Origin of the sequence: Bacillus sp. B19-2, assembly GCF_022832475.1 — a bacterium.
GTDB lineage: Bacteria > Bacillota > Bacilli > Bacillales > Bacillaceae > Bacillus > Bacillus paralicheniformis.
This window is the reverse complement of record NZ_JALHKQ010000003.1, coordinates 288,397-305,780: the sequence shown is the minus strand read 5'-3', so window position 1 is coordinate 305,780 and position 17,384 is coordinate 288,397. Positions and strand designations below refer to the sequence as shown.

General features: G+C 48.3%; 13 protein-coding genes and 2 pseudogenes. 7 read left to right on the top strand and 8 right to left on the bottom strand.

What is annotated here, in order from left to right:
* Positions 1-24: 24 nt before the first annotated feature.
* Positions 25-1,245, bottom strand: a complete 1,221-nt coding sequence (locus MST20_RS13890; protein ID WP_243942918.1) for an MFS transporter — start codon at positions 1,243-1,245, stop codon at positions 25-27.
* Between the two features lie 157 nt (positions 1,246-1,402).
* Between MST20_RS13890 and MST20_RS13885 the strand changes: the two genes are divergently transcribed.
* Complete coding sequence (locus MST20_RS13885) at positions 1,403-1,780, top strand: winged helix-turn-helix transcriptional regulator (protein WP_043926545.1); 378 nt, start codon at positions 1,403-1,405, stop codon at positions 1,778-1,780.
* A gap of 19 nt (positions 1,781-1,799) precedes the next feature.
* Positions 1,800-2,465: a peptidase E gene (locus MST20_RS13880; protein ID WP_243942916.1), complete on the top strand. Its 666-nt coding sequence runs from the start codon at positions 1,800-1,802 to the stop codon at positions 2,463-2,465.
* Positions 2,466-2,750: 285 nt separating this feature from the next.
* Here the strand turns inward: MST20_RS13880 and MST20_RS13875 are convergent, their stop codons facing one another.
* Positions 2,751-3,578, bottom strand: coding sequence for a uroporphyrinogen-III synthase (locus MST20_RS13875; RefSeq protein ID WP_243942915.1), 828 nt, complete (start codon positions 3,576-3,578; stop codon positions 2,751-2,753).
* Positions 3,579-3,682: 104 nt separating this feature from the next.
* Between MST20_RS13875 and MST20_RS13870 the strand changes: the two genes are divergently transcribed.
* A complete protein-coding gene (locus MST20_RS13870) occupies positions 3,683-4,627 on the top strand; it encodes a cupin domain-containing protein (RefSeq protein WP_243942913.1) in 945 nt (314 codons plus the stop codon).
* A 42-nt stretch (positions 4,628-4,669) separates the two neighbouring features.
* On the opposite strand, the gene MST20_RS13865 is transcribed toward MST20_RS13870, so the two are convergent.
* Both MST20_RS13865 and MST20_RS13860 read right to left on the bottom strand, forming a co-directional pair.
* On the bottom strand, positions 4,670-5,308 hold the full coding sequence (locus tag MST20_RS13865) for an ABC transporter substrate-binding protein (RefSeq protein ID WP_243942911.1): 639 nt from the start codon (positions 5,306-5,308) through the stop codon (positions 4,670-4,672).
* Positions 5,309-5,475: 167 nt separating this feature from the next.
* The gene (locus MST20_RS13860; protein WP_243942909.1) at positions 5,476-6,291 is read right to left on the bottom strand and encodes a helix-turn-helix transcriptional regulator; all 816 of its coding nucleotides are present in this window, start codon (positions 6,289-6,291) and stop codon (positions 5,476-5,478) included.
* A 112-nt stretch (positions 6,292-6,403) separates the two neighbouring features.
* On the opposite strand from MST20_RS13860, the gene MST20_RS13855 reads away from it, so the two are divergent.
* Together MST20_RS13855 and MST20_RS21405 are read left to right on the top strand one after the other, a co-directional pair.
* On the top strand, positions 6,404-7,246 hold the full coding sequence (locus tag MST20_RS13855) for an NAD-dependent epimerase/dehydratase family protein (protein ID WP_243942908.1): 843 nt from the start codon (positions 6,404-6,406) through the stop codon (positions 7,244-7,246).
* Between the two features lie 498 nt (positions 7,247-7,744).
* Positions 7,745-7,948, top strand: a pseudogene (locus MST20_RS21405) (transposase); the annotation flags it as partial.
* 5 nt (positions 7,949-7,953) lie between these two features.
* Here MST20_RS21405 and MST20_RS21400 read toward each other — a convergent pair.
* A pseudogene (locus tag MST20_RS21400) lies at positions 7,954-8,092 on the bottom strand (LysR family transcriptional regulator); the annotation flags it as partial.
* A 135-nt stretch (positions 8,093-8,227) separates the two neighbouring features.
* On the opposite strand from MST20_RS21400, the gene MST20_RS13845 reads away from it, so the two are divergent.
* Both MST20_RS13845 and MST20_RS13840 read left to right on the top strand, forming a co-directional pair.
* Positions 8,228-9,439 carry an MFS transporter gene (locus MST20_RS13845; protein WP_243942904.1) on the top strand — a complete coding sequence of 404 codons (1,212 nt, stop codon included), beginning with the start codon at positions 8,228-8,230 and terminating at the stop codon, positions 9,437-9,439.
* A 152-nt stretch (positions 9,440-9,591) separates the two neighbouring features.
* Positions 9,592-9,975: a YoqO family protein gene (locus MST20_RS13840; protein WP_243942902.1), complete on the top strand. Its 384-nt coding sequence runs from the start codon at positions 9,592-9,594 to the stop codon at positions 9,973-9,975.
* Positions 9,976-10,000: 25 nt separating this feature from the next.
* Here the strand turns inward: MST20_RS13840 and MST20_RS13835 are convergent, their stop codons facing one another.
* The 3 genes from MST20_RS13835 to MST20_RS13825 all read right to left on the bottom strand — a co-directional run bounded on the left by MST20_RS13835 (position 10,001) and on the right by MST20_RS13825 (position 17,237).
* Positions 10,001-13,219, bottom strand: coding sequence for a bifunctional cytochrome P450/NADPH--P450 reductase (locus tag MST20_RS13835; RefSeq protein ID WP_243942900.1), 3,219 nt, complete (start codon positions 13,217-13,219; stop codon positions 10,001-10,003).
* 33 nt (positions 13,220-13,252) lie between these two features.
* Positions 13,253-13,828, bottom strand: a complete 576-nt coding sequence (locus tag MST20_RS13830) for a TetR/AcrR family transcriptional regulator (RefSeq protein ID WP_243942899.1) — start codon at positions 13,826-13,828, stop codon at positions 13,253-13,255.
* Between the two features lie 265 nt (positions 13,829-14,093).
* Positions 14,094-17,237 carry a S8 family peptidase gene (locus MST20_RS13825; RefSeq protein ID WP_243942897.1) on the bottom strand — a complete coding sequence of 1,048 codons (3,144 nt, stop codon included), beginning with the start codon at positions 17,235-17,237 and terminating at the stop codon, positions 14,094-14,096.
* Between the last annotated feature and the right edge of the window lie 147 nt (positions 17,238-17,384).

Sequence of the window (17,384 nt, the reverse complement as noted above, 5' to 3'; positions counted from 1 at the left end):
GGCCTCCTTATATTTTTGGATGCGTCATGCGCAGTTTTTCTTTAAAGCTTGATTTTGTTTTTGGTCATTTCGTTCCAGCGCCCTGCTCCAGCCCGTCAGCGCGACGGCGCCGAGCACCATCAAAGCTCCGGCCCAAGGAGTGTGAATCAAACCGATCGATTGTGTGATGGCGCCTCCTGTATAAGAGCCGATCGCGATCCCGGCGTTAAATGCGGCGATATTGACAGCTGATGCGACATCAACCGCCCCCGGAACAAACCGTTCAGCCAGAATTACCACATAGGACTGGAGCCCGGGGACATTCATAAATGCTAAAAATCCCATCAGCATGATGACGATAAAGCCCGCTGCCTGATAAGGAGCAGCCGCCGTTAAGATGAGAAGCACAACAGCTTGGGCGATGAACATATAGAATAATGCAGTAAGCGGTTTTTGGTTGGCCGCTTTACCTCCGATGATATTTCCGAGCGCGACGGCAATGCCGTAAGCAAGCAAAATGACGGCAACAGCTTCCTGTTTAAATCCCGTCACATGCTGAAGCAGCGGGGATAAATACGTAAAAACAACAAATGTTCCTCCATAACCAAGCGCCGTAATGATGAATAAAAGCAGCAGACGGCCATTGGTTACAAGTTTCAACTGGCTCTTGAAAGATGTTCGGACGCCTTTTGGCAAATCGGCCGGAACAAGCAAGCTGTTGGCGATAAACGCCAGTGCGCCGACTGCGACGATCACCGCAAAAGCAATCCGCCAGCCGAACAGCTGACCGAGGAACGTGCCGATGGGAACTCCGGTAATCATCGCAATCGTCAGACCGGTAAACATAATCGATATCGCTCCGGCTCTTTTATCCGCCGGGACCAGGCTTGCCGCAATCGTTGAACCGATTGACATAAATACGCCATGAGAAAACGCGGAAATCACGCGGGCGGTTAATAAAACACCGATGCTTCCGGCACATGCCGCAAGCCCGTTGCCGATCATAAAAATAATCATAATCACAAGCAGCAGCGCTTTTCTCGGCATACTCGATGTGACAGATGTCAATACGGGGGCGCCGACTGTCACGCCTAAAGCGTATAACGATACAGTCAGCCCTGCGGTCGTCACTGAAATGTTCATGTCATCAGCAATTAAAGGCAGAAGTCCCACGCTGATGAATTCGGTTGTCCCGATGGCAAATGCGCTGGCCGCCAAGGCTAAAAGCGCTAATGTACTGCGTTTTTTATCATGAACAGAAGTCATTCTTTTTCCCCCTTTCGTTTTTAATGTATAGCAAATGGCTGCCGGCAAATGATATTATGATACATATCATCTATAAAAAAAAGTACGTACTTTTAAGTGCGATAGGAACCAAAAAGTTAGATAGGTACTTTTTAGTTCCTATGGTTTGGAGGAGAACATGAAGCAGAAAAAGTACAATATATCTGTCGAAGCTACACTTGAAGTAATTGGCGGTAAATGGAAATGTGTGATTTTGTGCCATTTGACGCACGGCAAAAAACGCACGAGCGAGCTGAAGCGGCTGATGCCGAACATTACGCAGAAAATGCTGACCCAGCAGCTGCGCGAACTGGAAGAGGACGGCGTCATCAACCGGATCGTGTACCAGCAGGTGCCGCCGAAGGTCGAATACGAACTCAGCGAATACGGATGGACGCTTAAAGACATATTGGATTCACTGTGCGCCTGGGGCGAAACACATATTACGAAAGTGTATGGAGACAAATTTGCCGTATTGGAGGACAGCGTGCTGAATGAACAATTAAAGGAAACATAATAAATGGATGGAGGTCAGGATGGGAAAATGGTTTCTTTCCGGAGGCGGGGATGCGCACCAAACCGAACGGCTGGATCGGCATTTTGCCGGGAGCCTCTGCCCTCATAAGCCTTTGTTGTATATTCCGATTGCCATGGACGCCGACAGGTATGGTGACGGCTTCGATTGGATCAGCCGGCTCTTTCACCCGCTCGGCGTTAAAAATATCGTGATGTGGACGGATGTCAAAGACAAAACCGGGCACGATTTGGACGCGTTTTCTGCCGTATATATCGGCGGAGGAAATACGTTTCGTCTGCTCAAACAATTCATTGAATCTCACTTTATCGAGGTTTTAAAGCGCTATGCCGAAAGCGGCGGCGTCATTTACGGCGGAAGCGCCGGCGCCATCATTCTCGGAAAGAACATCATGACTTGCTCTTATATGGATCGCAACGCTTGTGGATTGCGCGATTTTAACGGCTTAAAGCTCCTGGGAGACTATGCGGTTTGGTGCCACTACAAGGTTGAACATGATCCGCTGATTGAAAGGTATAGGCATGCTTTTGACACGCCCGTCATCGCCTTGCCTGAAGAAACGGGAATCGCCGCAAGCACTTCAGACATCCGGGTCATCGGAACAAAGCCCGCCCGGATTTTTAATGAAGACGGCGCTGTATTCGTTTCAGATCGATTTGTTTTATAAAGTAAAAAACGCTTCGGCTCATCGGCGAAGCGTTTTTCTTGTTTTTGCGGCTGCAAGCCGTTTGACAAGGCGATACGGCAGAAAAAACACGGCGATACCCAGCAATTTGAAATCAACGGCTCACGATCAACATATTCAAAAGCATGATTCAAAAAGTATCACGGCCCAGAAAATGAAAGCCGCACGGCAAGCTGTGTCTGCGGCTTTTTTTCTTTTGGATCTGCATCACATGGCAGCGCCTCCCAAGGAGACTCTCACACCCCAATCTGCTGATTTCCTTCGCACTTACTGTGTTTTGATTTCCTCTTCCGTTTCATAAAACCGGGCCAGCTCCACAATCATCGCTCCCATCCGTTCGAGGCCGGGAGCGAGCAGGCGTTCAACTCCTTCTTCTCTTAAAGCTTCTGCCGTCACTTTTCCAACAGCGGCCGCCAACACGCGGTCTTGAAAAGATTGAACAATTTTCTCCGCATAGCCGTTTTCTTTCGCAAAATGAAAAAGCGAGCGGACTTGGACGGCTGTTGTAAAGCAAACCGCATCCACTTCACGGTTGATGATCTCGCTGCACAATAAAGCGACGGTTTCCCGGTCCGGGGCAACATGGCGATACGGCAGAAGCGGAACAACGGCTGCACCTTTCTCTTCCAAAAACTGAAGCAGTGACGGTGCATTTTCGCCGTGAAGCTGGACCATCACCCGTTTCCCAGAAAAATCGCAGGATTGAAGAGAGTCGATCAGTCCCTTGGTGGTGCCGTCTTCATCCGCAGCAACTGGCGTAATGCCGAGCTTTTTTAAAGCGGCGATTGTTTTGTAGCCTCTCGATGCCGCCTTCGCCTCGCGGATCACTTGCAAATAGCGCTCGCCGATCCCCAGTTCCTCAGCTAGGTTGACAAGCGTCTCCGTCCCGATTCCGGTCGTAAAAATCACCCAGTCGGCTCCCGTTTCAACAAAGGCCCGCAAATCAGGACCTACTTCTTTTTCGGCCAAAAACACGGTACCCTGAAGGGAGCGTACGACGGGAACCCCGCCTTGCTTTTTGATTAATGTGCTCATTTCATCCGTTTTTCGCGATGCTCCGATGGCAATTCTTCTGCCGTTCAATCCTTTTCCCAATCCAATCCCTCTTTTCCGTATCTGTTTCTATCAATGTAATGGTTTACTAGCATATTCCAAATGAGATATGATTGAATTATCAAAAAATAACAGGAGGTTTTTCAATGCATTCTCAATTTGAAACCCGAGCCGAGCATTTGACGAAACATGCCCGTTTTTTCGAGTATACCACTGCCTCTGACCCGATTGGAAGCGGAATAATCAGTCCGGTTCCTGTGAAAGAATTCGGGCCTGAGTTGTATGAAACAGGTGAAACGCGGATCATCCCGCTGGACATCTCTGAAGAACTGAAGACGGAATATCCCGCTTCAAGCCCTTCCCTTCTCGCCCACTTCATCAAGATTCGTTCAGGCGACACGATTCACACCGCCCCCCGCGCGACAAGCGAACTATATTACATTGTCAGCGGCGCAGGGTGTACCGAAGCGGGCGAAGATACGATTCACTGGCAGAAAGGCGATTTTTTGACTTTGCCTGCCGGTTCAAGCAGCCGGCATACCGCAGCAGAAGATGCAGCCATTTATTACATCACCGATTCACCTCTCCTGCATTACTTGGGCGTAAAGCCGTCGGAATCCCGCTTTCAACCAACCCTCTACACCGCAGAACAGGCAAAAGCAAAATTGGCTGAAGCGGCCGCCGCTCCTGACGCCCGTTTCCGAAACCGTATTTCCGTTCTTTTAAACAATGATATATTCGATCAAACGTTGACGATCACCCATGTATTGTGGGCGATGTTCGGCATCGTGCCTCCCGGCTCCAATCAAGCGCCCCACAGCCACAAGTCGGTGGCTCTCGATTTTGTCGCCTATGCCGCACCCGGCACGTACACATTAGTCGGTAACAAAATCGATCCGGTCACAAAAGAAATCATCGATCCGAAACGGATTGACTGGGTAACCGGAAAAGCCTTCATTACACCGCCGGGATTATGGCATTCCCACCATAATGAGTCGGGTGAAGCGGCCTATATCATCCCCATCCAGGATGCGGGCCTGCAAACGTACCTCCGGACACTGGATATTCAATTTCAGCATTATGAAAAATGAAAAAGCGGGAAGCCGGATCATTCTTTTCGGCTCCCCGCTTTTCTATTCGTTTTTCGCTTTCTTGGAAATCATGTCCGCTATTTCTTCGGCCTGCGCCTGAACAGCGTTTGGATCATACGGCCAGAACCTGTCCGGATCGAGGAAAAAGACCTTGCCTTTTTTCACCGCGTCAAGCGACGTCCAAACCGGATTGTCCTGATCAAGCTTTCCGTTGTATGATTCATCGACAAATATGTAGTCTCCGGCATATTTCGGCAGGACTTCGAAAGATATGGCTTTATATCCGTCAGCTGTATCAATGGCATCCTTTTTAACAGATTCAGGCGGCGTCAGTCCCAGCTGCGTATAGATCGCTTCTCCGCCCCGATACCCGTAGGCCCCGTAGACATACACAGATTTTGCATATGCGCCGATTAAAGAGAACGTTTCACCTTGTACAGATGCATCTTTAATTTTCGCGCGGGCGGCTTTCATTTTTTGATTAAACGTTTTCGTCCACTCCCGAGCCTCCTTTTCCTTGCCGAGCAGCTCGCCAAACGTTTTCATTTCATCGCGTGCATCTTTAAACGTGCCGAACGGATAAACGACAGTGGGAGCGATTTTTGAGAGCTTTTCATATTCTTTTTTGTCATTTGTCATCGATACGATCAAATCGGGTTTAAGCTTAAGAATCTTTTCCACAGGGCAATCGGCCGCCAGACTTCGTTACGCTTATGTCTCCTTTCATATACTGCCGATACTTTCGTTACGGTTTTGATAGGATTCCACTAACCTGACGGGCAAGACATCATACTAACCAGATCATGAGAGCTTTCGCCTTAACAGAAGTCACAAGTAAATGATCAATCTCACAGAGTGCTTATTAAACTTTGCAAACGCGCTGCCGTATCTGTTGAAGCTGTATAAATCATTATCTTCAAGTCGGGATTTTTTGACGGTTGGAGGATCACATGTTCAAACTCCATCTCTCCGATATGAGGATCGTAACTTCTTTTGTAGCGATCCGTAACGACCTGAACGTCATGTAACGGCCATAAATCACAAAACAGCTGACTGGTCTTCTTTAATTCCTCAATGAGCTCATTAAACCTCGGATCATCGCGTAAATGTGCATAATCTGCACGAAACTGTGCGATCACAACTTGTGCTTTGTATTTGTCCTCCCCCAGCAAGCCGCCCGTTAAAAGATGTTTCAACCAATTGGTTCTCGGCTGCATATGATTTAAAAATAGCGGTAATTGGAAAACGAATGCAGCCGCTCTGTTCCATATCAACAAATCCCAATATCTATTGAGAATAAACGCTGGATGGGGTTCAAGAGCTCTTATTGTCCGTTCTAAACCCATATTCATTTGCTCATTGACTGCACTTTCCTGTTGTGCCGGTTTTGCAAGAAGATGGAGGTGTTCACGTTCATCCTCCGTCAATTGCAACGCGTTTGCTATGCTATTGAGTACATCCTCTGATGGATTAACACTTCGGCCTTGTTCCAATGAGGTATACCATGAAGTTCCAATATGGGCAAGCTGGGCTACTTCTTCCCTTCGAAGCCCCGACACCCGTCGTCGTCCATAAGATACTAACCCTACATCTTCTGGAGAAAGGCGTTCGCGACGGGAACGTAAAAAATCACCTAGTAACTTTTTAGAGGGAACCTCCTTCATCATACTCCTCCTTATCCTGACATTCCCAATCATATGATAAACACAGGAAGGCAGCACATCGAGCCTTCTATTAAGCTAAACCTTGAGACATTCAAAAGCTAGGAGGATTTAAATGAACATTTTTGTTACAGGAGCTACAGGTAAAATAGGAAGCCGTTTTGTCCCCCGTATGCTGCAGCGCGGACACCAGGTTAAATTGTTAGTCAGGAACGCCGCAAAAGCGAATTGGCTTTATCAGCAAGGGGCCGAGCTTTTAGAAGGCGATCTTTTGCAGCCGGAAAGCTATGTTGACGATCTCCAGGGCATTGATGTTGTGATTCATTTGGCTGCACAGTTCCGGGGGGGAGATGAGAATACGACTAGAACAGCAAACTTCAATGGCAGTATAGCCTTAGCTCATGCGGCGTTGAAGGCGGGTGTGCCAAGGTTTGTTTTTACCAGTACCAATAACGTCTATGGTTCGGTTAATCGCTTGAGACCAAATCGCGAAGACGACGAGCTTAGACCCGTTCATCCTTATCCTCAAAGTAAAGTTGAGGCCGAAGAGGCGCTGCTGCAGCTTCATCGCGAACAGGGATTGGGAGTGCGCATCGTTCGGCTGCCCTTTGTTTATGGAGAGCGCGATCCCCACATTACTGAAAGTCTGCCGTACTTCCGTAGTTGGAATCCAGCCAAAAGAATCCATATGGTACACCACGCGGACGTAAGTCAAGCCCTGCTGCTCGCAGCCATTATACCGGGTTTTGATGGCCGAATCTATAATGTTGGCGACGATGCACCGATCTCAATTGCGGAGCTTTTTCAACTTGATAACAGCGAGATACCGTCAGAAGCACTGCAAAAGGATTATGATCCGTGGGACATGGTCGTCGATACAACGCGAATAAGAGACGAACTAAACTATCGACCGATTTATCCTTCGTTCTACTCAGCAAGAGATGCAGGTGCGTTGTAATTAATTTATGATAACCTTAATTAGAATAAAAGCGACATTCCAAGAATGTCGTTATTTATTTATCCTCATAAACCGCTGGAAGACTTGTGAATATGCAGTGCCATTGATCTGATATTTTTATTTGGTTCTGATAACCACAACACCATTTTCTACAGAAAAACCCAACATGAACTACTCCCATCTTAGCATAATTGATCGAGGACAATTAAAAGCGCTGCAACGGTTGTGTTCCTCATGCCGCAGGATCGGGCTGAGCTAAGTCGTCATCCCTCTGCCATCGCAAGAGAACTGAAACGCGGCGGGAGCAAGGAGGGTGTGGCTTATGCGGCTAGCTTTGCCCAACAGACGTATCACGAGCGGAGAACTTCGCGCTTGCCTGTCGGCAGGTATACCGCAAGCTTAACCGGAAGCTACAGGAGATGTGGCCGCCTGAGCAGATCGCCGAGAAGCACCGAGCCGAAGGAAAGCCGTTCGTGTACTTCAAAAAGATCTACAAATGATCCCTATTCCTCTCGGCAGCGAGGCTCCAACGAGAACGCCAATGGTCTCCTCCGGGAGTTCTTCCCCAAAGGACATGACTTCGGTTCAGCAACTCGTCGAAGCGGTTCGTTTAATTAATAACCGCCCGCGCAAAATGTCTCGGTTGGCGGTTGGCGGTCGGCTTACGAAGCCTTCATGGACGCAGTGTCGCGCTTAGCTTGACAATTCGTCTTTCGAATAAACAGCGGGACGCCAATTCTTCTTCAAGCTTCTTGATCGACCTGCTCAAAGCCGGCTGGGAAATCCTTTGTTCCAGGGCGGCTTTTGTAAATGTTTTTGCCTGCTCACGGCAATAAAATGGTCAATTTGATAGTGTTCTAATGCTCATCCGCTCCTTCATAACTAGAATGCATGATGTTGATAGATATTATAAATTAGACACATCACAAATGAAAGCGTACCATGAAACATAGATTGTCATTCTGGAAAAGAGGAGCTGCCATGACTTACATACAGCCACATACGAAAGATTATCAAAAAGCAAGCATCGCCTTATTCATCAGCGGTTTTGTGACATTTGCTACGCTTTACACCACACAGCCGCTCATGCCGCTGTTTGCGGAGGAATTCGGCATATCGGCGGCAGCTGCAAGCTTAACTTTATCCATTTCAACAGGTATATTGGCTTTTGCACTGCTTGCGGCAGCAGCTTTATCTGACGGATTTGGCCGGAAGACGATTATGGCAATATCCCTGTTTGCGACTTCTGTGCTCGGCTTCTTGACCGCCTTTAGTCCGAACTTCGCCGCGCTCTTGGTGATGAGAGGGCTGCTTGGCTTTTTCCTTGCAGGCGTACCCGCGATCGCCATGACTTATGTCGGAGAGGAATTTGATCCGAGAGGGCTCGGCAAAATGATGGGGTTATACATTAGCGGCACAAGCCTCGGAGGAATGAGCGGAAGGCTTTTGACCGGCCTTTTGACAGACTTGTTCAGCTGGCGCGCAGCGCTTGGAATCATCGGGGGATTATCAGTACTATTAAGCTATTTGTTTTGGATTTTGCTGCCCCGGCCGCAGCACTCCACCAAGCGAAAAACGAGCGTGAAAAAGGCGAGCTTCGCCTACTCTGCCGTCTTGATGAACAAGCGGCTGCTGTCGATTATTTCACTCGGATTTTTATTAATGGGGAGCTTTGTTACGCTGTTCAATTATATCGGGTTTCAATTGATGGGACCTCCGTACAGACTCTCTCAAACTGTCATCGGGTTCATCTTTATCGTTTATTTGGCCGGGGCAATCAGTTCCGTTTATATGGGGAAGAAGGCCGACCGTTTTGGCAACCCGTTGATGCTGAAAATCGGGATTGCCATTATCGCGGGAGGCGCATTGCTTACGCTTCTGCCGCAGCTTTCTCTGAAAATCGCCGGGATCGCTGTCTTTACATTCGGATTTTTCGGGTCGCATTCGATTGCAAGCTCCTGGGTCGGGCAGACGGCCGGCGAACAGCGCGTTCAAGCTTCCTCCCTTTATTTGTTGAGCTATTATCTCGGCTCAAGCTTAGCGGGATCTTTCGGAGGCTTCTTCTGGACTCATTTTAAATGGCCGGGAATCGTCTCTTTCATTATCGGACTGCTTTTGATCGCTTATCCGGCAATTTTCTTTGCCGAAGCAAAAAGAAACAGGCGTCAAGACCATACATCAGATCTGAAATAAAAGCTAAACTTTCTTCACCGCATGCCGATATTTAAATCAAAGCCAGCATGGCGATTCCTCCTGAAGATCAGCCGTTTTTAGAATGATTGAACACAGCCTGTCATGTTGGCTTTTCCTTTATCTCCCTCTATAATGGTTTGAGGGGGTACATATTGCTTAAAACAATCGGATTTTACGGAATTTTAGCATCTGTAGGTTTGAATCTTTTTCTCCGGGCGGGGCTCAAGATCAACGGCACAGCGAATGATATCATTTCCATGGCCTCCCTCGTTTTCGGGCTGATGTACGTATGGGACGATTTGAAAAAACGAAGCGCAAAAACGCTCATTTTACAAGGAATCACTCTCATCATCTTTGTGGCGTTATTGGTACTTGCCATCATGAAAGGGCAAACATTCATTGCTTCTCTTCCCTTTTTCGAGGGCTGGGAAACGCCGGCAAAATGGGTGTATATTTTGCTCGTTTTGTTCTTGGGATCAAACCTTTTCATCTATATCAATGAAAAAATCACAAGCTCTAAAAAAGAGGCATCCTGATCCATTCAGAATGCCTCTTTTTGTTTTACGTTCTTGAGATGCTGTCCGCATTCACGTCATGTTGGGAAATGCCGCCGTCCCACACATCCTTTGCATAGCGCCCTTCTTCCAAAAGTCCGGACAGCCAGCTTTCCGACGCTTCCTGACTCGCTCCCTGTACAATGCAGTACGCCTCACACAAAGCTTGTTCAACAGCGGGAGCCATGCGGCTTCCGTCTCCGCACACATACAGGCGGCCGCCTTCGTTCAACAAGTGAATCAGCATGTCTGCATCCTCTCTGAGCAAATCTTGCACATATGTTTTCGGACGGCCTTCAAGCCTGGAAAACGCTGTATGCAAATGGACGATTCCGTCCTTTTCCGCTTGCTCCAATTCGTCTCGATACAGAAAATCTTCGTTCGGACGGCGGCAGCCGAAGTACAAATGCGCTTCCCCGAGCTTTATTCCGGCAGCGCGCTGGATGCGGCGCGCCTGAAGAAACCCGCGGTAAGGTGCAATTCCGGTGCCCGGTCCGACCATGATCACCGGTGTTTCAGGATCTTCAGGAAGCCTGAAGCCTGACTGGGGCTCCCTGATGAAACAAGAAATCACGTCTTTCGGTTCAAGGCCTGCGAGATAGTTCGATGCGACCCCCTTATATTGCCCGCGGCCGCTCAATGCCGGGCCGCTTACGACAGAGACGGTGATGCTTGTTTGCCGCGGGTTAAGCTGCGGCGAACTGGAAATCGAGTAATACCTTGGTTTTAGCGGAGGCAGAAGCGCCAGAAAGCGGGCGAACGGCAGTTCACAGGCCGGGTATTGCTCAAGCAGGTCAAGCATTGTCAGCCGTTTTTTCAACACTTGATTCTTATAGACGTCATCTTTCAGCAGGTCTTCAAGCTCGCGCTGATGAGGCGGACAAACAGTATGTGCCGCCAGCTCGCGAATCTGGGTCCTTGCGGCCGGTTCCTGGAGCTCGACGCAATGTTGAAAAAGATCCTTGACATGAACAGGCCGCTCGAAAGGCAAATGTGATGCTTGATTCCGGCCGCTGATCAGAATTTGTTCATCTCCGTTCAGCCCAAACCGCTGAAAAACGCGTTCAATCAGCACCCCGCTGTTTTGCGGAAGCACCCCGAGATGGTCTCCCTCCTGATATGCGGTACCTTCAGGAAGCGATATTTCAATATGCCTCGTGCTTCTCCCGCTCTCTTCACACTGCAGTTCCCGGTTTGCCGATATTTCCGCTGTAAACACCTGATAAGCTTTAGCCAGCGGCGCAGCCGCAGGTGCGCTTACAAACTCGACAGATATGGCTTGTCTGTCTGTTTGATTCGGTTCGGGTTCGGACAATGAAAATTCGGTTCTTAAAAGCGGCCACAGATCGTTTTTCCATGATTCAAACTGTCCTTCAAAATCATCGCCTGCGTCCCCTTCTCCGAGCTTGTGCAGCCTTTGGGCGCCTCTTTTTTCCAATGCGCTGTCAATCAGGCGCGGAATCCGCTGGTAGGTGCTGGCCCAGCTCCGGTTACCGCAGCCGAATACCGCATATTTGACACCGTGCAAATCGCCTGTCTGATCATGCTCAAGCCAATTGACAAATTCCCTTGCGCAATCGGGCGGGTTTCCGTTATAGGAAGCCGTCACAATGATAACAGCCCCTTCTGCCGGGAGGGCGCCTGGATATTGATCAAGCTCCGCCGTCCGGCTTCGATATCCTTGCTCACGCGCTTCTTCAGCAAGCTCCTTTGCAACCTCTTCGGCTGTGCCGAGATTTGAACCGTAAAGCACAAGGAGAGGAGTTCCGTGCGTATTTTCCGCAGCCGGTGCGGAAGGCTTTTCTTCCTGCCGCATGTTCTCTTCAGGTTGAGCACCCGGTGTCACCATCATTGCTTCTTTTTTCCTCGGCCTTACCTTGATTGTGAAGCCATCCGGTTTTAATGTCAGCGATTCTTTGATCTTCAATTGGTAGTTTGCATGATCTTCAAGATCAAAGTACTGAAGAATCATGCCGAGCACAAGCGTCGCTTCGTGAAGGGCGAACTGCATGCCGATGCATGCCCTTTGGCCGTTGCCAAACGGTTTGTATGCGTGCGCCGGAATGCTGTCCATCTGCTCGAACCGTTCAGGCCGGAACGCCTCGGCATCTTCTCCCCAGACGCTTTGATCCCTGTGCAGTTTTGGGATGAGCACTGTGACGCTCTGGCCTTTCGGAATCAAGTATTTTCCTCCGATAACCGTTTCTTCTTTTGCGTAAAGAGCGAAAGCCGGCGCCGTCGGCCAAAGCCTTATCGATTCATTCAAAATCATTCGGATGTATTTCAGCTGCTGAACCTGTTTGTAGGAAGGAACGGGATCGGTCAGCACGCGGTCTGCTTCTTCATACGCTTTCTTAAGCTTATCCGGATGCTTCAGGAGCAGATAGATCGCAAACGATAATAAACCGCTCGTCGTCTCGTGCCCGGCGATCAAAAACGTAATGATTTGATAGCGGATATTCTCATCATCCAGTTTTTCGCCGGTCTCAGGGTCTTTCGCATGAAGCATAAGCGATAAAAGGTCATTTCCGCTTTCGCCGCCGGCCTGCTTCCGGTCAGCGATGATCCGATCAACAAGAGAAAACATCGACTCAACATCGCTGTCAAACTGCCGCTTCGTTTGGACCATCAGCTTATCCTGCAGCGGAAAGCGCTTCGTCTGTCTCATCGCTTCACTCAACCCCCGGACCATGCTCTCGATAAACGGATGCTGTCCTTCTCGGTAAAAGCTGTTAAAGCGGTAGTTAAATCCGCATAAGCCGATCGTATCCAGCGTCAGCCGCGTCATATCATCCGGTACATCAATGCTTTCATCCTGATTGAGTCGGGACCACTTTTGGATGAGCTGGACGGCGATGTCCTGCATCATGGGATGGTATCCCTTCATCGCTTTTTGGCTGAAGCTCGGCAGAAGGATATTGTGGGCTTTCCGCCAATTGGGTTCCTTCGTCCAGCTCGTAAACAGCCCGTCTCCGCTGAACTCGCGAACTTTCAATAGCCCCTTCCCCATGTTTTTGTCAAACCGGGACTCGTCAGAGACTTCTTTCACCAGTTCATGGCTGGACACAAATACCCCAATCGCATCCGCAAACTTAAATTGAAAGATAGGCCCCATCTCGTCCGCGATTTTCCAAAGAGACTGGGAGACCTTGTTTTTGTCAAGCAAAGGCAGGTTGCCGAGCGGCCCGTAAGTTTTAGGGATTGGAATTCCATTTAACATGTTCATGAAAATCATCCTTTCTGTTTTGAAAAAAGCTTTTCATCCATGATATTTGACAGCATGCCAGGAACATTCTTCAATCTCTTCGATCAGTCCGGTAGGATCTTCGATTTCCCCGGCTCTTACCAATTTCTGAATATGAACGAACGCCCCGAATACCACAGCCGACAAGATGTGAGAAGGCAAGGGGCGAATCAGGCCGGCCGCTTTCCCTTTTTCAAAAAATAAATAGACGAAATCCAGCAGTTCGTTCAAGACTTCACGGCTTTTCTCTGTCAGGTAATGTGAGGTTTTGTCAATTTCCAAAAAATAGAGCGCGTGGACATTTTCCTGAGAAAATTCGAAAAGGCAGCGGAAAATATGCTGAAATTGTTTTTTTATCCCTGCTGAATCTTCAGGATAGTCCTCCTCAATCTTTTCTTTAAATCTCTTCACACTATCTTGGAACAAGATGTTTACAAGGTCTTCCTTGCTGTCAAAGTAGCGGTAGATGGTGCCTGCACCGACGTTTGCCTTCTCGGCAATCATCGGAATGGTTGCGGCGTCAAAGCCTCGGTCTGCGAAAAGGACGAGCGAAGCCTCGATAATCTTCTGATATTTGCTTTCCGATTCCATTGATTTTGCCCTCCAAGCCAGCGGAATGAACGTTCATTCCGCTTTTTCCAATACACTCACTTTTTGACAGAACACTCGAAAATTCCTTTTTTAATATAAAATTTTTTAAAGAAAAACGAAAAAAGGGAGAATAGGCCCAACTGTTGACATGAGCTGAAATTCATAAATCGAATGAAGGAAGCACGGCTGTTCAATAGTATTCTTATATATTAATTACGATTAAAAAAGAGGAACTGATATGTCATCAGTTCCCTCTGCCATCGGATTATTTTGCTTTTTTGACTTTAAATTTGCTCGCTTTGCTCGTATTGCCGGCTTTATCTTTTGCAGTGACCGCTACAACGGTGTTTGCCTTTTGTTTTTTTATTTTGACGGAAAACGCGCCTTTTTTATCGGCCTTGCCGGTTCCAATCGTTTTCTTTCCTGCTTTGACGGTGATGGCGGCGTTTGCCTCGGCTTTCCCCTTAACGGCCGTGCTCTTGTTTGTCACCGTATTCACTTTCGGCGCGGGCGGGGGAGTTTTGTCAAGCACAGTGACGGCTTTCGCTTTGCTGGCATTCCCGGCTTTATCCTTTGCTGTTACACTGATGACCGTTCCGGCTTTTTGCCTGCTGATGTTCAGCTTGTATTCACCTTTACCGTTCGCTTTGCCGGAAGCGATCGTCTTTCCTTTTACTTTTGCGCTGACTTGCGCGTTTGCTTCTGTTTTTCCGTGAATCACCGTACTTTTATCGGAAACCGGATAAACTTTCGGGGCGCCTGGCGGGATAACGTCAGCCACCGTCATTTTGACATCGCCGCTTTCTCTGTAGTCATCAGCAGATGCGGAGATATACAAAACGGCATATTCTTTTTGCTTATTGATTTTCACTTTAAACGCTCCGGATGCATCCGCTTTACCTTGCGCGATCACTTTTTTGGACGCGTTTTTCACTTTGATCGTGTAGCCGGCAGCCGTTTTCCCCGTTACGGCAGTATCTTTGTTCGTGATGCGTTTGACGGACGGGTTTTTCGGCGCTTTTTCCACGACGGTTCTGAGCGAGGCTTCCGCCTGATAACCCGAAGCCGCGACATGAAGAACTTGCCCCGCCTTCTGGGCCGGAATTTTCACTGAAAACGCGCCTGATTTTGCGGCTGTTCCCGTGCCCAACACTTGCTTCCCTCGCAAGATTTTGACCGCCACACCGCTTTTGGCTGTGCCTGTCACTGCCGTATGGCGGTTTAAAACGGGATGAACCTTCATGTTCAGCTCAAAAATGCTGGCTGCGTGATAAACATTCAACCTCCCCCACCCGGAAACGAAATCATATCCGGGAATTTGAGCAGCCGGTTCTACATCCAGGTCATAGTCCGGATTTGGATTATCCTGTTCTTCAAATGCCACATCTGCTGTCGTCTCGGTCAATAGCTTAGCGACTTGCTTTGGTTTCAAGGACGGATTCTGTGACAAAAGAAGTCCCGCTGCAGCTGCAACATGCGGCGCCGCCATGGATGTTCCGCTCATATAAGTGACATTGCCGTCCGGAACGAGGCTTGGAATATCGGTTCCCGGCGCCACCATATCGAGACCTTTTCCATAATTGGAATAGTCCGAGACGAGATCGAGGTTATTGGTCGCCCCGACTGAAAGCGTATATTTCGAAGATGCAGGGTACGAAATCTCCGACACTCCGTCATTGCCGGTGGCGGCAACGATCGTCACATTTTTGGAAGCCGCGTATTTGAGCGCATATTCCATCACCCGGCTGTACGGTCCGCCAAGGCTCAAATTGATGACTTTTGCACCGTGGTCGGCAGCATAGATGATGCCGTTGGCAATCTGTTCCGTATCTCCGCTGCCTGAGGAATCCAACACTTTGACAGGCAGGATTTTGGCATAGGCATTGATTCCCGCCATTGAAAAATGGTTGTCTTGCGCAGCTGCGATGATACCTGACACGTGTGTGCCGTGGCCATTGTCATCCATCGCATCCGCGGTGCGGCCGATATAGTTATAGCCTTCGTCTTTTTTGACGCTGCCGCTTAAATCGGCAAGCGTATGATCAACACCCGTATCGACAACGGCGATTACTGTATCTCTCAGCTTTTTGCCTTTCATCAGCTTTTGAAGCTGTTCAAATTGTATATCTGCATTCGCAGCGCGGTTTTTGCCGTTATTTTTGAGCGACCATTGATATGGATACTGGGTGTCCGCTGACAGTGCTTCATATTGCTGAACCTGTTCGACGAATTCCACTTCAGGCATCTTGGCGATCTTGGCGGCTGCCGCCTGATATTGCTTTGCCGCCGCTTTGAATCCGGCAGAACGGCTTTCCTTCATTTCCACAACGTACATATCTTTAAATTCCGTTTTACTTTTACCAAAGGGTTCTAATGCCTTGACGCCAGAAGATTGGGCTTTAGATTTGAAAGAACCCAGTTTTTTGCCTTCTTTCAATTTTACAATATAGCGTTTTTCGGGCGCGCTTGATGTAGCTGTCGCCATCCCCGCTTTCTCCAGCACAGCCGATACTTTGCTGCCTGTTAATTGTTCGATGCCGATGTCTTTTGCGACTTGATCCAGCTGTTTTTTCAGCGATTCGGGAACGGACGCGCTTGCTGTTTCGTACAGACGGCTGATCGCTTTTTGATCATCATTCGTCATGGTGTATGCGCTCTCTTGTCCGTTTTTTGCGACATCGGCAAACAGCGGCTTCAGCTGCACCAAATCTTTGTAGACACTGTCTCTCATCGATTTGTTAAAGAGCATTTTTGCGCTTATGAATGGAGCTGCTTTATAGTAAAGGGAAGACAGCTCTTTTCCTTTTTCAGTTTTTGAAAGAACTTCATCCCTGATCGTTCTTAACTGTTTTAATATGCCCTTGCCGGTTTCCCTTTCGGAGACGCTTAATTCTGCCGGACACTCTTCTTCCGCCTCCTGATTTGCCGGAGGCAGGGTGACGCCTTCATAGCTGATGGTGTAAGAAATATCTGTAATTGAAGTGGATTCGTTTTCTTCATCATGGTGATTTTCTACTTTTATGTAGTAAGGACCTTTCCAGGCAATCGGAAAATCGATTAAAGCGGGATTATTTTCATAGGAGTAGCCGTTGTATCTGTCAAACGTTTGCTGTTCAGCTGCGTTTTCCAGGCTGGAGTAGACGGAAATGTTCAGCTCTGCAGCTGATTTCAGTTTAACGCGGAAATGCGTGTCGTTTGCGAGTTCCTGATTTGAAGGATTGATTTTATACCAATGCACCTCATCATCGCTTTGAAATGACGCTTCAACAGGGGTCGCGCCGGTCAGTGTGGTTTCGTTAACCGGAACGCTGTGTTCGGCCGCCATTGTCTTCGCTAATGGCAGCTGGCCAAAAATCAATGCAACAAGGAGAAAGAAAGCAATTGAACTTTTCACGATCCTTTTGTTCATAAATACCTCCGGAAAATATAGTAAAAACGTTCACTTTGATATTAAACCATGTTTGCTATGTTATTGGAATACTTTTCTTTAAAAATCAAAAATATGATATTTAAGATCCGGTTTCAACTCTATCAAACATAAAAAATCCCTCTCGTA

Excerpts from the sequence above, each read along its gene's own strand:
- MST20_RS13890 (WP_243942918.1), bottom strand. The coding sequence starts at position 1,245 with ATGACTTCTGTTCATGATAAAAAACGCAGTACATTAGCGCTTTTAGCC.
- MST20_RS13855 (WP_243942908.1), top strand. The coding sequence starts at position 6,404 with ATGAACATTTTTGTTACAGGAGCTACAGGTAAAATAGGAAGCCGTTTT.
- MST20_RS13835 (WP_243942900.1), bottom strand. The coding sequence starts at position 13,219 with ATGAACATGTTAAATGGAATTCCAATCCCTAAAACTTACGGGCCGCTC.
- MST20_RS13830 (WP_243942899.1), bottom strand. The coding sequence starts at position 13,828 with ATGGAATCGGAAAGCAAATATCAGAAGATTATCGAGGCTTCGCTCGTC.
- MST20_RS13880 (WP_243942916.1), top strand. The coding sequence starts at position 1,800 with ATGGGAAAATGGTTTCTTTCCGGAGGCGGGGATGCGCACCAAACCGAA.
- MST20_RS13860 (WP_243942909.1), bottom strand. The coding sequence starts at position 6,291 with ATGAAGGAGGTTCCCTCTAAAAAGTTACTAGGTGATTTTTTACGTTCC.
- MST20_RS13885 (WP_043926545.1), top strand. The coding sequence starts at position 1,403 with ATGAAGCAGAAAAAGTACAATATATCTGTCGAAGCTACACTTGAAGTA.
- MST20_RS13845 (WP_243942904.1), top strand. The coding sequence starts at position 8,228 with ATGACTTACATACAGCCACATACGAAAGATTATCAAAAAGCAAGCATC.
- MST20_RS13825 (WP_243942897.1), bottom strand. The coding sequence starts at position 17,237 with ATGAACAAAAGGATCGTGAAAAGTTCAATTGCTTTCTTTCTCCTTGTT.
- MST20_RS13870 (WP_243942913.1), top strand. The coding sequence starts at position 3,683 with ATGCATTCTCAATTTGAAACCCGAGCCGAGCATTTGACGAAACATGCC.